Raw genomic sequence first — 15,382 nt, 5'->3', positions numbered from 1 at the left:
CGCCGTGGTGTGGGCCGACACGGCCGGCGTCACGGACGCGTTGGAGCGCCTCCGCGGCGCCGTGACCGTCGTGCGGCGTTGCGACGAACTCACGGAGATCGTTGCCTTGGCGGAATCGGGCTTGGCGGATGCGGCGCTCTTGGCGGGGGATCCCCTCGATGTGGACGCGGCAACGCTGGACAGCCTTGCGCGACTCGGTGTCCCGGCGCTCGTCCTGACCGATGACGGGGCGGCTACGGAACGACTGGCCGGTTTGGGCGCCAGCGTCGAGTCGCCGAGCGCGCCGGCGCAATCGATATCGGATCTACTGGAACTGCTCTGCGGCGGCGCGGTGCGCGGAAGGATGCCGACGCCCGCCGCCGGCCCACCGGTGCAACGAGAACCTTGGGAGGATCGCGCACCCGGACGCATCACCGCAGTGTGGGGACCTCCAGGCAGCTCGGGCAGGACGACCGTAGCGGTGAACATGGCCGTCGAGGCCGCCCTCGATGGCAAGAACGTCGTGCTGGTCGACGCCGATACCTACGGCGCCAGCGTTGCCGTCCACCTCGGATTGTTGGACGAATCCGCGGGTCTCGCGCAATTATGCCGACTGGCCGACCAGGGCGTATTGGACCGGTCTGGATTCGAACGCGGGTGTTCCGTACTTGCCGTCGCCGGTGCAAGGTTGCGCGTGGCCACGGGGCTTCCGCGGCCCAGTCGGTGGCCGGAACTCCGAGCAGAGTCGATGGCCCGCGTTCTCGACTTCGCCCGCCGGCAATCGGACCTTGTCGTCGTCGACGTGGCGCCCGCCATCGAATTCGACGAGGACCTCAGCTTCGACACGTCTGCACCCCAGCGCAACGCGGCCACGGCGGCGGCCCTCGAAGCCGCCGACGAGGTCCTGGCCGTCGGAGCGGCGGACAGCGTGGGGGTTCCACGACTGGTCAAGGCCGTCGAGGAACTTGGGGACCGATTTCCGGATATCGAGCCGCGCATCGTCTTCAACAAGGTCAGGTCGGCTTCCATCGGGGCATCGCCGGAACGCCAGCTACGTGAAACCTGGGCGCGGTTCGGCCCGGACCGCCCGGTGGCGGCGTTTCTGCCCTGGGATCCGGAGGCCGCCGACGGGGCGTTACTGGCTGGCAGTCCGCTTGCCGAATCGGCGCCGGCCAGCGGCTTGAGAACCTCTGTCGCGGGCCTCGTAGGAGTGGGAATTCCGCGAAGGAAGAGCCTCTTCCGGCGGTAACCGAGACTCGATGTGAACTTGCCTGTAGACGGGATAGGCTGGACGGCATAAGACCGCAATGGCGCGGTATACACCATCACACGGAGGCTTACATTGAAGTCGTCGGGGTCCGGCATGCCCTCTGGGTTCATTGCTGACACGCTCACGCCCGCATTCGTCGAAACCTACTACGGACACGTGGCAAGGGAAGACACGGAGGGATATTCCGCGCAGGAACTGGAGGCGAGGGTGGGGGCCCACCTCTCAGTCGGACAGACGCGCGGCGCCGGGGAAGCCAAGGTTTCCGTTGGCGGGCACGCCGGAACGGCGGTGGTGTACGTCGTCACGGACGACATGCCCTTCCTCGTGGACTCCGTGACGGCGGAAGTCAGCCGCCAGCGGCAGGCCATCAACCTCGTGGTCCACCCGACATTCATCGCGCATCGCGCCGCGGACGGCACGCTGACCGACCTGGAACCCGTGTCCACAGCGGTTCCGATCTCCAGCGGTGACACCGCATCGCTCCCCAATCTCGCCCGTTTCCTGTTGCAGTCCGAGGGGCAGACTCGCGTCGAATCCTGGATATCCATCGAAATCGGCGGACAGCCATCGGACGACGCCGTCGTGGCGCTTGTCGAAGGACTCGAAAAGGTCCTGGCGGACGTGCGCGACTCCGTCGAGGACTGGCCCGCCATGCGGGCCAAGGCACACGACATCGCCGATTCGCTTGGTTCGGTGGTCAACGGACACGAAGTGCCGGACCTCCACGGCGCGAGCGAACTGCTGCGGTGGCTCGACGACGGGAACTTCACGTTTCTTGGCTACCGGGAGTACGACCTGGCAACGCAGGACGGCGAGGACGTGCTGCGCGTCCGAGCCGAGAGCGGCCTGGGCCTGTTGCGTCAGCCGTCCGTGGCCGGACAGGTCCAGATGCTGACCGCGTCGGGGAGGGCCAAGGCACGCGAAAAGCGGGCCTTGGTGATCACCAAGGCAAACTCCCGTTCCACCGTGCACAGGGCGGTCTACCTGGACTACATCGGAGTGAAGAGCTTCGACCCGCAGGGCAACGTCAACGGCGAGCGTCGATTCATCGGTCTGTTCGCCTCGAGCGCCTACACGAGGTCGGTGCGCAGCATCCCGGTGGTCCGCGAGAAGGTCGACGCCGTGATGAAACGCTCGGGTTTCGCCTCGGACTCCCATTCCGGCAAGGACGTCCTGACCATTCTCGAGTCGTACCCGCGCGACGAGCTGTTCCAGATCGAGCCGGTCGACCTGCTCGAAACAGTCCTGGGCATCCTCCGGCTTCAGGAACGACGGCGCACCAGTATTTTCCTTCGGCCGGACATCTACGGGCGCTTCATGTCGGCCCTGGTGTTCCTGCCCCGCGACAGGTACACCACGGGCGTGCGCCTGCGTATCGAGGACGAGCTCAAGAAGGCCTTCGCCGCAGACGCCATGGACTTCGAGGTCCGCATGAGCGAATCCGCACTCGTCCGACTCTTCTACCGGATCAGGCTGCCCAAGGGTGGTGACGTCCCCGCCGTCGACAGGTTGGATCTCGAGCAGCGTCTCGTGCTCGCCGTGCGGTCGTGGCCCGAGGGCATCGACCAGGCGGTCCGGGGAAAATTCGCGGACGGCGAGGCCGGCGCCCTGTCATCGCAGTGGGCCGAGGCGTTCCCGCCGGCGTATCGCGTGGACTTCGAGATCGAGGATGCGCTGGAGGACATTGAACACTTCCGCCGCCACGACGAACCAAACCACGAAGGTCCCGTCGTCAAGGTCTACGTTCCCGCCGCAACCGACGGCGAACACAACGTCGATGCGCGGCTCAAGCTCTATCTGACGGAGCCGTTGTCCCTGAGCCGCATCCTGCCCGTCCTGACGAACCTGGGACTCGAGGTGGTGGACGAGAAGCCGTTCGCGATTTCACGGGGGGACGGCAGGGACTTCTTCCTCTACGACCTCGGTCTGACCTACCCGGTCGGGGCCGACCCGCTGAGGACGAGCGACCTGGTTGCGGAGGCGTACGCCGCCGTGTCCCTGGGGAAGTCGGAGTCCGATTCGTTCGACCGGTTGATCCTGCGCGAGGGCATGCGTTGGCGCCAGGTGGCCATCCTGCGCAGCTACGCCAAGTACCTCCGGCAATTGGGCATCCCGAACTCCTACGGTTTCATCAGCGACACGCTGCTGACCAACCCCGAAGTGGCCAAGGCGCTGATCGAACTCTTCGAGGGCAGCTTCGATCCCGCACTGAGCGATGCGGCGCGTGTCCAGCGGACCGCGGAAACACGCGCCGCGCTGACCTCGGCGCTGGAGCGGGTCCCGACGCTCGACGCAGACCGGCTCCTGAGGCGCTTCGTCAACGTCATCGACTCCACGTTGCGCACCAACTACTTCCAGGGCGCGGAGCACTTGGCGTTCAAGCTGTTCCCACGGACCATCGACGGGGCACCCTACCCGCGTCCGAAGTACGAGATCTGGGTCTACTCGCCGCGCGTAGAGGGGGTTCACCTCCGCTTCGGCGAGGTGGCCCGCGGCGGATTGCGCTGGTCCGATCGCCGCGAAGATTTCAGGACCGAGATCTTGGGACTGGTCAAGGCACAGATGGTCAAGAACGCCGTGATCGTCCCGACGGGGGCCAAGGGCGGATTCTTCGCCAAGAAGCTGCCTGACCCGATGCTCGACCGGAACGCCTGGATGGAGGAGGGTAAAGCCGCCTACCGCATCTTCATCCGTTCGCTCCTGGAAATCACGGACAATCTGGTCACCACGGCGGCGGGCCAGGAGGTTGTGCCCCCGCGCGACGTCGTCCGGCTGGATGGAGACGACACGTACCTCGTCGTCGCCGCGGACAAGGGGACGGCCAGCTTCTCCGACATCGCCAACGAAATTTCGCTGGAGCGCGGACACTGGCTCGGCGACGCCTTCGCATCGGGCGGTTCCGTGGGGTATGACCACAAGGCCATGGGAATCACGGCCCGCGGCGCCTGGGAATCGGTCAAGCGGCACTTCACCGAGCTGGACCTGGATACGCAAACGCAGGACTTCACGGTGGTGGCCGTGGGGGACATGAGCGGAGACGTGTTCGGAAACGGCATGCTGTGCTCGCGGCACATCAGGTTGGTGGCCGCCTTCGACCACCGACACATCTTCCTGGATCCCAACCCGGATTCGGGGGCATCGTTCGACGAGCGCCGGCGGTTGTTCGGGTTGGCGCGCTCCAGCTGGGCGGATTACGACGCCTCGCTGATCAGCGAGGGAGGAGGCGTCCACCCGCGGGAGTCCAAGAGCATCGACATCACTCCCCAGGTCAGGGACGCCCTCGCCCTTCCAGCCGGCACCACGCGACTTTCCCCGCCGGAGCTGCTGCGCGCGATCCTCATGGCGCCGGCGGACCTGTTCTACAACGGCGGGATCGGCACATACGTCAAGTCGTCCGACGAAACCCATACCGAAGTCGGCGACCGGGCCAACGACGCGATACGCGTCGATGGAAGCGAGCTGCGCGTCAGGGTGGTCGGCGAGGGCGGCAACCTCGGCATGACCCAGTTGGGCCGCATCGAGGCCGGACTCAACGGCGTCCTGCTGAACACGGACGCCATCGACAACTCCGCCGGCGTCGACTGTTCGGACCATGAGGTAAATATCAAGATCCTGGTTGACCGCCTGGTCGCGACCGGCAAGCTGGACGCGGGGGAACGAACGGCATTCCTGCATTCCATGACCGAGGAGGTCGCCGATCTGGTGCTCAAGACGAACGTCGACCAGAACGTCCTGCTCCTTAACGACAAGCAGCGTCTGACCGAGTGGAGCCCGAGTTTCGAGCGCATGATGGATTGGCTCGAGGAGAGCGCCGACCTCAACCGCGAGATCGAGTTCCTTCCGTCGAACAAGGAGCTGGAGACCAGGCTTGAACGCGGACAGGGCCTGACCTCGCCGGAGCTCTCGGTGCTCGTCGCCTACGCCAAGATCCAGTTGGCCACGGCGCTCACGGCGACGGAACTCGCCGACGATCCGTATTTCGACGGGACGCTCCGGGACTACTTCCCGCGGCAGCTGTCGGAACGGTTCCCCGAGGAGGTCCTGATCCATCCGCTGCGCAGGGAAATCATCTCCACGGTGGTCGCCAACGACATCGTGAACATGGGTGGAATCAACTACGCGTTCCGGGTGATGGAGGAGACGGGTGCCCCGGAGTCGGTTGTGGCACGCGCTTTCGTGGCGCTGCGAGAGATCTACGCGCTGGACGGCTTCGTCTCCAGCGTGGTCGCGCTGCCGGCCGATTTCCCGACCGAGCACTGGTGCCGGCTCCAGCTCGACATGCGCCGTCTACTGGACCGCGCCACGCGCTGGTTCATCGCGCACGTCGGTCGCGGCACGTCCGTCCAGAAGGACGTCGACGCCTTCAAGGACACCGTCCTTTCCCTGCGCGACCGCCTCGGTGAGTTCCTGCGGGGCCGGGACGCGGAGCGCGTGGGGGAGTGGGAAGCCCGGGCACTGGCCTGGGGCCTCCCGCAAACTCTGGCGGAGCGCTATGCGCAGCAGTTCGAAAGTTTCGTCCTGTTGGACATCGCTCTGACAACCGCGGAAACGGGCATAGCGGCCGAGGACGTCGCCAGGACGTACTACGTCGTCTTCGACCGCTTCGGCATCGATGATCTCCTGGAGCGGATCACTAAGCTGCCCCGCGACGACCGGTGGCAGGCGCTGGCCCGCGCGGCGTTGCGCGACGACCTGTACGCAACGGTCATCGACATCACGCGTTCCGCCATCGCCGCGGCGCCGGAGCAAAACGATCCCGTGGCGCGATTGGACGCCTGGGAGGCGCTGAACGCCGACAACCTCGAACGGGTACGCAATATGTTCGACGAGGTCAACAGCCTGGAGCGCGACGACATGGCGTCTCTGTCCGTCGCCCTGCGCCTCCTGCGTTCCACGGTTCGGCGGTAGGGGTTGGCGATCTTCACCGACACGGTCCGCGAATTCGCGGACTTCGGGCCCGGGGACGAGGAGTGGCTCCACCTGCTGGTGGGGGACTGGCAGCTGGTGGCCGACTTGGCCTTTGCGGATCTGGTCCTCTGGCACCCCGCCCCGGGTGGGACGTTCGTCGCGCTGGCGCACGTTCGTCCCTCCACCAGCCACACGGTCTTCCACACGGACTTCGTGGGCGAACGCATACGCATGGACCTCAAACCGCTGGTCGAAAGCGCTTGGAGCACCCAGTCGATCCAGCGCGCGGACGAGGAACACTGGACACGGGACGCCGCCATGCGGATCGAAGCCGTTCCGATGGTCCGCAATTCACGGACGCTGGCTGTGGTGACGAGCCACATGGATCTCTCCAGTTCGCGGATGCCGTCCCGACTCGAGCTGACCTACCGCCAATGCGCGCAGGATCTCCTGAAGATGTGCAACCAGGGCCTATGGCCGGATTTCGCGACGCCGACAGGGTCCCGCCGGGGCGCGCCGCGTGTCGGCGACGGACTGATCCGGTTGGACGCGGAGGGGATCGTCCAGTACGCGAGCCCCAACGGCGTGTCCGCCTATCGGCGCCTGGGCGGGGTGGACAGCCTCGAGGGCCGCTCCTTGGCGGAGGTCACGACGGGACTGATCAAGGACCGCCGCTTGGTGGACGAGTCGCTGCCGTTGGTGGTGACCGGAAGGATGCCGTGGCGCACCGAAGTGGAATCGCGGGGCGTGAGCCTGTCCCTGCGCGCCATTCCACTGCGCGACGGCGGACACCGGTACGGCGCGTTGGTGCTGTGCCGCGACGTGACCGAACTGCGGCGGCGCGAGATGGAGCTCGTGTCCAAGGACGCGACAATCCGCGAGATCCACCACCGCGTGAAAAACAACCTGCAGACGGTCGCCGCACTCCTGCGGATGCAGTCGCGCCGGATGCAGAGCGAGGAAGGCAAGCTCGGCCTGGAACAGGCCATGCGGCGCGTCGCGACAATCGCGTTGGTCCACGACACCCTGTCGCAGGGGCTCACCCAAAACGTCGCCTTCGACGAGATGATCGACCGCCAGTTCCGGTTGGCCGCGGAGGTCGCTTCCCCGGGCCAGGTCGTGCGCACCGAACGGAAGGGATCCTTCGGGGACCTTCCCAGCGAACTGGCGACCCCGCTGTCGCTGGTGATCAACGAGTTGGTCGCCAACGCCGTCGAGCACGGGTTGGGCGAGCGGAACGGGACGGTCGCGCTGGGCGTCGAGCGCAGTACCGACCACGCCGGATCGGCACGGCTGCGCGTGACCGTATCCGACGACGGGGTCGGACTTCCAGGGGGCCCGCCGGCTGGCGGGTTGGGGCTCCAGATCGTGCGGACCCTTGTCAACAGCGAACTCTGCGGCGACATCGCCTGGGAAGCGCGGGCAGGCGGCGGCACACGCGTGGTGCTGGACCTGCCCGTCGTGGCACCCTAGCCGAAGCGGGGAACGACGACGAAGGGCCCCGGGAGCGCTCGATGCTTCCGGGGCCCTTCGGCCTTGCCCTACTTGAAGCTCTTCTGGTGTGCCAGAATGCTCCGCACGTAGCGCTTGGTGTCGTTGTACATTCCGTTGCGTTTCACGGAACCCGCTCCCTGGTAATAGCCGGCAATCGCGTCCGACTTTGAGGGGCTTGTCCGGTGCAGCGAACGGATGATCGCCACACCCGCTGTGGCGTTGTCATAGGGATTGAGTAGGTCCAGGTCGCGTCCGACCAATTGCGAGGCCCACTCTCCGGAGGACGGGATCACCTGCATCGCGCCGATGGCGTTCGCCGGGGAGACCGCGGCCATGTTGAACCCGGACTCCTGGTAGGCGTGCGCCAGGGCGAGCGAAGGATCGACGCCCATCTTGGTCGCGGTGTCGGCCACGATCCGCTTCATCGCCGCGCGGGTCGGGAGATCGCGGGACAACAGGGTGTGCTTGTTCTCGTTTGCGGACGCGACGGTCGCCTTGGGGTAGGTGTAGTGCAGGAACGTGCTGGGCACCAGCTGCTTGCGGGCCGACGACGTCGAGGAGACCGACGAGGTGCCGGAAACCTTGAGCTTCTGGCCGGGGTGGATCACCGAGGTGGATTTGATGCCGTTGGCGGACAACAGCGCGGAGAGCGGCATGTTCTTCTTGGCGGCGATACCGGAGAGCGTGTCCCCGGAGGCCACCGTGTACGATCCGGACGCGGATTTCGTGGACGTGGCCGCCCTCGGCGCGGACGAGGCGGGCTTGGCCGCGGTCGATCCGGAGAGCGTGAGCTTCTGGCCCGGGTGGATCGTGGAGCCACTGCCGATCCTGTTGGTCTTGAGCAACACGGACAGTCCCATGCCGTGGCGCTGGGCGATGCCGGAAAGGGTGTCCCCGGCGGCCACGGTGTAGGTCTTCGTGGACTTGGAGGCGCTGGAGGCGGAAGCCTTGGGCGAGGTCGAGGTCGAGGGTGACGATTCCGACGGGCCCGCGCCACTGACGCGGAGCTTCTGTCCGGGGTGGATGACCGAGCGCATGTTCAGCCCGTTGGCCTTGAGCAACACTGAGAGACCCATTCCCCGTCGCATTGCGACACCCGAGAGCGTATCGCCGGAAACCACCGTGTACCGGCCGGCGGTCGAGGACGCTCCGGAGGACGACGACTTCTTGGATGCCGTGGACTTGGTGGTCGAGCCGGTAGACAGCTTGATCTTCTGGCCCGGGTGGATCACGGAGGTGGACTTGAGGTTGTTGGCCTTCAGCAGCGTGGACAGGGCCACGTCGTGCCGGATGGAGATGTGGGAGAGCGTGTCTCCACTGCGAACGGCGACGGATTTCTGCGCGGACGCCACCACGGTCAGGCGGGAGGGAACCTGCGCGGCCACCAGATGGGCGGCGATGCGCTGCTGGGCGGCCTGCACGTTGGCGTGTGTGGCCAGCTTCGGGGTCAGCGTGGTTCCGAGTGCGGGAACCTCGGCAGCCGCGGCGGGCGCCGCGGCTCCGAAACCGGTGAGTACGACGGCGGGAATCGCCGCTGCGGCGACGGCGCCGGACAGTGCGCGGTTGCGGGGCTCGGGCATGAATCATCCTCCGGTTGGGCCGGCGCTTTAGCCGGCACACAGTGAAAGCGGGGAGCCAGGCAGGGCTCCTCGTTTCATTTGTGACGTGTGGTGCAAGTGTGACTCAAGTGAATTTACACCATGAGGTGGGCAACACGACAGCCCGTATTGGCGTCCCATCGCGGTTTAGCGCTCCGTTAACCTCGTGTTTATGGCACGCTGGTGCCGTGAGTACTATCGAAAACCTTGTCCCCGAGTGGTTGCCACTACCCGATGTTGCGGAATACCTCGGCGTTTCCATTAAGAAGGTCCACAGCCTGCTCGATGAGCGGGCGCTCGTGGAGGCACGGATTGGCGACCGCGGCATCCGGTCCGTCCCCGCCGCGTTCTTCCTCGACGGACACGTGGTCGACAGTCTCAAGGGCACCATCTCGGTTCTCATCGACGCGGGCTTCTCCGACGAGGAGCTGTTGGTCTGGTTGTTCAGCGAGGACGAATCGCTCCCGGGTACGCCTGTGCAAGCCCTTCGCGAGGGACGTAAGACGGAGATCAGGCGTCGGGCGCAGGCGCTCGCCTGGTAGCGACCCTGCTGGGACCGCCGCCCGCGTCAGGCGCGGCGCGCGATCGCGTCGAGACCGAGCCCGTGGAGTGCATCACGCACCGACGCCTCGATGGGAAGGCGGTCCAGGGCCTCGAACGCACTGTCGGACAACTCGTCGATGGCGGCCTCGGTGGCCGCGAGCGCGCCGCAGGAGCCAATGATCGAACGCATGCGATCGATGTCCGCGACCCCCAACTCGGCCGAACCGAGGCGGGCTTGGATGAAGGATCCGTCTTCCGGCTGGGCAAGCAACAGCGCATGGGCGACCAGCTCGGTCCTTTTCCCTTCGCGCAGGTCGTCTCCGGCCGGCTTGCCGGTCTCGACCGGGTCCCCGAAAACCCCGAGGACGTCGTCGCGCAGTTGGAAGGCCTTGCCGAGCGGTAGCGCGAACTCCGTGTAGCCGTCCAGCAAATCGCCCGCCGCCTCCGCGAGCGCGCCACCGATCAGCAGTGGGTTTTCCGTCGAGTACTTGGCGGACTTGTATGTGAGGATGGTCCTGGCCCGGTCCAGCGCGTTTCCGGCGCCGTACGATCTGCCGGCCGATTCCTCCAGGACATCGAGGTATTGGCCCGCCATCACCTGAGTACGCATGCGGTCGAAGACCGCGCGCGCGGACCTGTGCTCCCCGGGGATCCCGGCGAACATCTGCTCGCTATACGAGAGGCACAGGTCTCCGGCCAGCACCGAGGCAGCCTCTCCGAATCGCGACGCCACCCGGTCCCAGCCGTTCCGCTCATGGATCGACTCGAATCGCTTGTGCACGCTGGGCCGCCCGCGGCGGGTGTCGGAGCGGTCGATCAGGTCGTCGTGGATCAACGCCGCGGCCTGGAAAAGCTCCAGGGACGCTCCCGCGCGGACCACGACTTCACTGGTCGGATCGCCGCCGGCACCCACGAATCCCCAAAACGCGAACCGCGGCCGCATTCTCTTGCCCCCGCGGACAAGGTCCTGGATGCTTGCGACCAGTTCGGCGGCGTGTGGCGAGATCCCGGCAACCACCTCGTGTTGCTCCCGAAGGAAATCGGCCAGAACGGCATTCACCTCGGCGGTAAACGTGTCGGCGTCGGCGGGCTTCGCCGCCGTAGCGGGCTGCGCGGAAGGCGAATCGGTCATGCGGACCACTCTATCGGCGAAGCTCCGGAGCGCGGCCAAAGGGTCGGCGGAGGCGCCTAGGATAAAGGCATGATCGACGCTTCCGTGCCGCGCACCGTGCTCCACGTGGACATGGATGCCTTCTACGTCTCCGTCGAGCTGCTGGTGCGTCCCGAACTGGCGGGACGGGAAATCATCGTTGGCCACAAGGGGGAGCGCTCCGTCGTCCTCTCCGCCTCCTACGAGTGCCGGAGGTTGGGAGTGCGCTCGGCCATGCCCATGTCGACGGCCTTGCGCCTGGCGCCGCGCGCGACGGTGATCGAACCGGCGATGGCGAGTTACCGGCACTACTCCGCTCGCATGATGGATGTCTTCCACGACATCACGCCACTCGTGGAGCAGGTCAGTGTCGACGAGGCCTTCCTGGACGTGACCGGGAGCCTGCGCCGGCTCGGTGGCCCAGTGCAGATCGGGACGCTGATCCGTCGTCGCCTGCGCGGGGAATTGGGGCTTCCGGCAAGTGTGGGGATCGCCCGGAACAAATTCGTGGCCAAGGTCGCCTCGACACGGTCAAAGCCGGATGGGCTGCTGCGGGTGGCGCCGGAAGACACGGTGGGCTTTCTGCACGGGCTTCCCGTGGGGGCCCTATGGGGCGTGGGCGGGAAGACGTCCGAGGTGCTGGCCCGCGCCGGGATCTCCTCCGTTGCAGATCTTGCGCAGACGCCGCGGGGGACGCTGGAACGCATGTTGGGTGCGCACGGTACGGCACTGCACGCATTGGCGTGGGGCATCGACTGCAGGCCCGTGGAGCCGGTACGGGAGGAGAAGAGCATCGGCGCCGAGGAGACGTTCGCGCGGGATACCGCGGACACGGAAGTGCTGCGCCGGGAACTGCTCCGCCTGTCCTTCCGCGTCGCGGAGCGCCTCCGCGGAGCCGGCAGGGAGGCGCAGACGGTCGCCCTCAAACTTCGCTACGCGGATTTTTCCACCATCAGCCGCAGTCGCCGCCTGGGTCAGCCCGTCAACTCGGCCGCGGCCATCGGGAAGGCCGCGGAGTCTCTTCTGGATTCCCTGGGCGACCGGCCGCAATCGGTGCGGCTCCTGGGAGTCCGCGCGGAGCAGCTCGTCGATGCGGACAGCGGCTACCAGCTCAGCTTCGATCGGGCGGATGGCAATTGGAGGCAGGCCGAGGAGGCGATGGACCGGATCCGCGCAAAGTTCCCGGCTGGCACCATCCTGCCCGCCACCCTCCTGCCACCTCGGGGCGACTCTTGAACTACCTTCTGCGGGCGCCGCGGACTATCCTTTAGGTACTGGACAACGCGGGACTGCGCAGTCCTAGTTTTCGGCAGCAACAGGGAACGTTTCCGTTGAAGCTGGCGTTGATACACGTAAGGGCCACATGGCCTACGCACTAGGGGATCGGGGAAGGGAAGATGCCGCTTTCCGAACACGAGCAACGTTTGCTCGAGCAACTGGAGAAGCAATTGCATGAGGACCACAAGTTCGCGTCCTCGATGAAGTCCAGTGCGTCGCCTGGTGGGTATTCAACCCGGAACATAGCCATCGGCGCACTGGTCGGGGTCGTGGGGATCGTGGTCCTGCTGCTCGGGATATCGAGCCAGTGGATCCCGGTCGGCGTCGTGGGATTCGCGCTGATGTGTGTCGGCGTCTACATCGCGGTCTCGAAGTCTTCCCTTGGCCGCCTGGGAAAGCAGGAATCCGGCAAGGCCGCCCGACCGCGCAGCTCCTTCATGTCCGACCTCGAGTCCAAGTGGGACGCTCGACGCCGCGACGACGAGTAGCGGCGCCCTCCCCCCACTTCGCCCCACCGGGGCTCAAAGCCGACGAACGGACCCGTGATTTTCACGGGTCCAGTCGTTTTTAAGCCCTCTTTCCGGCCCGCGGGCCCCAAAACTCCTCCACGTCCCTCCATCCCCGCCCATCCCTTGTGGGGCCGGCGTTTTTTTGTGGACAGGAAACACGAATGCACCCCCGTTGCGTTGACAGTGGGGCCAAGTGGAGTAAAGTGGTGGATAGAAGAGGGCATTGGAGAATTAGGGGTGCGGGTAGCTCCTCGAATCGAGAAGGCGGTGCGCATGTTCCTCGGGACATACACTCCGCGACTCGACGAGAAGGGCCGCTTGATTCTCCCGGCGAAATACCGCGACGAACTGGGCGATGGCCTGGTTCTGACACGGGGCCAGGAGCGTTGCATCTACGTTTTCAGCCAGCAGGAGTTCGGGCGGGTCCACGAGAAAATGCGTGAAGCCCCCCTGTCCTCCCGTCAGGCGCGGGACTACACCCGCGTGTTCCTTTCAGGGGCCTCGGACGAGGTTCCCGACAAGCAGGGGCGGGTCACGATTCCGCCCTCGTTGCGTTCGTACGCCGGGCTCGACCGCGAGGTCACGGTCATCGGGGCGGGGACGCGGGCCGAGATCTGGGACACCAGCGCTTGGAACGCCTACCTGGAGGAGAAGGAAAGCACCTTCTCCGAGACGGACGAGGAAATCATTCCGGGACTCTTCTAGGGAACCGGAGGGCTTGGACGAGATCTCCAGCCGCCCGATACGCAACAACCTGGCTCACCTTCCCCGGAGCCAGGCGGGGCGAGTCGGCGCGGAGGGGGCTCTGGTCCAAGCACAGGGCATGTATAGCAGGCAGTGACACGCTGAAAGGGGAACGGTGACGACGGACGACGCGACGCCGCGACCCACCCACGAACGCCACGTACCGGTGCTGCTCGACCGCTGCGTCGGGCTGTTGGCGCCGGCGATCCAGGCAGGGATCGCCGAACGCGGCAGCGCCGTGGTGGTCGATTGCACCCTTGGGATGGGGGGCCATTCGGAGGCGATGCTGGCACGTTTCCCCGAGGTGCACCTGATCGGCCTGGACAGGGACGAACAGGCGCTCGCGCTGGCAGGAGAGCGTCTCGCGCGCTTCGCGGAACGGATTGATCTAGTCCACGCGGTCTACGACGAGATCGCCGACGTCGTCGACGATCTGGGGTTTCCCGGTGTCGACGGGATCCTCTTCGACCTCGGGGTCTCCTCGCTCCAGCTCGACGAGCGCGAGCGCGGATTCGCCTATTCCTACGATGCACCGTTGGACATGCGTATGGACACGTCCACGGGGCCGACCGCCGCGGACATCGTCAACCAGTACACCGAGGCGGATCTGATTCGGATCATCCGCGGTTGGGGCGAGGAGAAGTTCGCCGGCAGGATCGCCTCAGCGATCGTCAAAACCCGCGACGAAGCCCCCATCGAGACCACCGGGAGGCTGGTCGAGGCCATCCGTTCCGTGGTTCCGGCCGCGGCGGCCCGAACGGGCGGGCATCCGGCCAAACGCACCTTCCAAGCGTTGCGCATCGAGGTCAACGAGGAACTCGACGTGCTCGACCGCGCGGTACCGGCTGCCATGGGGACGCTCGGTGTCGCCGGTCGGGTCGTGGTCATGAGCTACCACTCGCTTGAGGACAAGATCACCAAACGCCATTTCGCCGCCGGTTCCAAGTCGTCGGCCCCCGTCGGATTCCCGGTCGAGTTGGAAGAGCACAAGGCGCAGTACCGCACGCTGACCAAGGGCACGGAAAAGCCCACGGAGCAGGAAATCAATGATAACCCCCGCGCGGCCTCGGCAAAGTTGAGGGCCGTCGAACGAATCCTGAAGAGGAGATGACCATGAGCACCCGTACTCAGACGCGTGTTCACGCGCGCGGCCCCGGCACCGAGGCCATTGACGGCGCAAATGCCCGCGCACTGTCGGCGGAGCCGGTCCGGCACGCCATCCCGGGGCGTGAGCGCACTCCGCTCTCGGTGGTCCCCTCCGTCGCGCGCAATCGGAGGGCGCACTTCGCGGTCTTCTGCTTCGCCGTCATGCTGGCCGCGTTGGCTGGCGTGCTGGTCCTCAACGTCCAGGTCTCGAGCGCGCAGTACGAGCTCGTTGGGCTCCGCAACACGGAGCGGGCCCTGGCCCAGGAGAACGAGGCGCTGACTCAGCGCGCCCAGAATCTCGAGGCTCCACAGAATGTGGCCGCCAAGGCGGCAGAATTGGGAATGGTCGTTCCCGGTTCGGTGGCCTCCATCGACCTGGGAACGCTCAAGGTCGCGGGCGTGTCGACCCCGGCCGAGAAGGAAACGACGCCGACGTCCCTTGTCGCCGCTCCGCAAGCGCCGTATGTGGCGCCGCAGGCGAAGACCGTTCCGGCCGCGCCCCAGGCGCCGGAACGGCCAGCCGCAGGGAAAGAGGCGACACGGGGGGAAACCCCCAACACCAAAACGGACAGCAAGCCGGCGGAAGCCGAACGGCAGAAGGAATCGACAAAGCCGGCGGATGCCGCTACCGGCCAACGGCCTTCCTTCTCCGAGAAGGAACTCAACGGGGGCACCATCCCGGCGCCGTCGCAGCGGGGCACGGACGGCTAGGTTTCCCGGCGGCGGTCCGGCTCGACATCACCCAACCACTCGCGACCCAGAC

Annotated in this window: 11 protein-coding genes; 9 read left to right on the top strand and 2 right to left on the bottom strand. The window is 66.3% G+C overall.

Going from position 1 to position 15,382, the window contains the following annotated elements; translation table 11 throughout:
* Positions 1-4 precede the first annotated feature (4 nt).
* The 3 genes from AC0QSG_RS05825 to AC0QSG_RS05815 all read left to right on the top strand — a co-directional run bounded on the left by AC0QSG_RS05825 (position 5) and on the right by AC0QSG_RS05815 (position 7,630).
* A complete protein-coding gene (locus AC0QSG_RS05825; protein ID WP_475376934.1) occupies positions 5-1,228 on the top strand; it encodes a CpaE/TadZ family protein in 1,224 nt (407 codons plus the stop codon).
* A 114-nt stretch (positions 1,229-1,342) separates the two neighbouring features.
* A complete protein-coding gene (locus tag AC0QSG_RS05820; protein WP_475376933.1) occupies positions 1,343-6,157 on the top strand; it encodes an NAD-glutamate dehydrogenase in 4,815 nt (1,604 codons plus the stop codon).
* A 3-nt stretch (positions 6,158-6,160) separates the two neighbouring features.
* On the top strand, positions 6,161-7,630 hold the full coding sequence (locus AC0QSG_RS05815; protein WP_435726516.1) for a sensor histidine kinase: 1,470 nt from the start codon (positions 6,161-6,163) through the stop codon (positions 7,628-7,630).
* Positions 7,631-7,698: 68 nt separating this feature from the next.
* Here the strand turns inward: AC0QSG_RS05815 and AC0QSG_RS05810 are convergent, their stop codons facing one another.
* Complete coding sequence (locus AC0QSG_RS05810; protein ID WP_475376932.1) at positions 7,699-9,231, bottom strand: LysM peptidoglycan-binding domain-containing protein; 1,533 nt, start codon at positions 9,229-9,231, stop codon at positions 7,699-7,701.
* A 206-nt stretch (positions 9,232-9,437) separates the two neighbouring features.
* Here AC0QSG_RS05810 and AC0QSG_RS05805 point away from each other — a divergent pair, with 206 nt between their 5' ends.
* A complete protein-coding gene (locus AC0QSG_RS05805) occupies positions 9,438-9,791 on the top strand; it encodes an Rv2175c family DNA-binding protein (RefSeq protein ID WP_475376931.1) in 354 nt (117 codons plus the stop codon).
* A gap of 26 nt (positions 9,792-9,817) precedes the next feature.
* Here the strand turns inward: AC0QSG_RS05805 and AC0QSG_RS05800 are convergent, their stop codons facing one another.
* Positions 9,818-10,924 (bottom strand): polyprenyl synthetase family protein, encoded by a 1,107-nt coding sequence (locus tag AC0QSG_RS05800; RefSeq protein ID WP_435726519.1) that lies wholly within the window; start codon positions 10,922-10,924, stop codon positions 9,818-9,820.
* A gap of 69 nt (positions 10,925-10,993) precedes the next feature.
* Between AC0QSG_RS05800 and dinB the strand changes: the two genes are divergently transcribed.
* The 5 genes from dinB to ftsL all read left to right on the top strand — a co-directional run bounded on the left by dinB (position 10,994) and on the right by ftsL (position 15,330).
* Positions 10,994-12,178, top strand: a complete 1,185-nt coding sequence (gene dinB / locus AC0QSG_RS05795; RefSeq protein WP_475376930.1) for a DNA polymerase IV — start codon at positions 10,994-10,996, stop codon at positions 12,176-12,178.
* Between the two features lie 161 nt (positions 12,179-12,339).
* Entirely contained in the window at positions 12,340-12,708 is a 369-nt protein-coding gene (locus tag AC0QSG_RS05790; protein WP_435726521.1) for a DUF3040 domain-containing protein, read from the top strand.
* Positions 12,709-13,002: 294 nt separating this feature from the next.
* Positions 13,003-13,434: a division/cell wall cluster transcriptional repressor MraZ gene (mraZ, locus tag AC0QSG_RS05785; RefSeq protein WP_475376929.1), complete on the top strand. Its 432-nt coding sequence runs from the start codon at positions 13,003-13,005 to the stop codon at positions 13,432-13,434.
* Between the two features lie 154 nt (positions 13,435-13,588).
* On the top strand, positions 13,589-14,584 hold the full coding sequence (gene rsmH / locus AC0QSG_RS05780; protein WP_475376928.1) for a 16S rRNA (cytosine(1402)-N(4))-methyltransferase RsmH: 996 nt from the start codon (positions 13,589-13,591) through the stop codon (positions 14,582-14,584).
* A 2-nt stretch (positions 14,585-14,586) separates the two neighbouring features.
* A complete protein-coding gene (gene ftsL / locus AC0QSG_RS05775) occupies positions 14,587-15,330 on the top strand; it encodes a cell division protein FtsL (RefSeq protein ID WP_475376927.1) in 744 nt (247 codons plus the stop codon).
* The last annotated feature ends 52 nt before the right edge of the window (positions 15,331-15,382 follow it).

The sequence above is a fragment of the Arthrobacter sp. LT660 genome, from assembly GCF_056172845.1.
The sequence above is the reverse complement of the archived record's forward strand: the minus strand, read 5'-3'. Positions and strand labels throughout refer to the sequence as shown.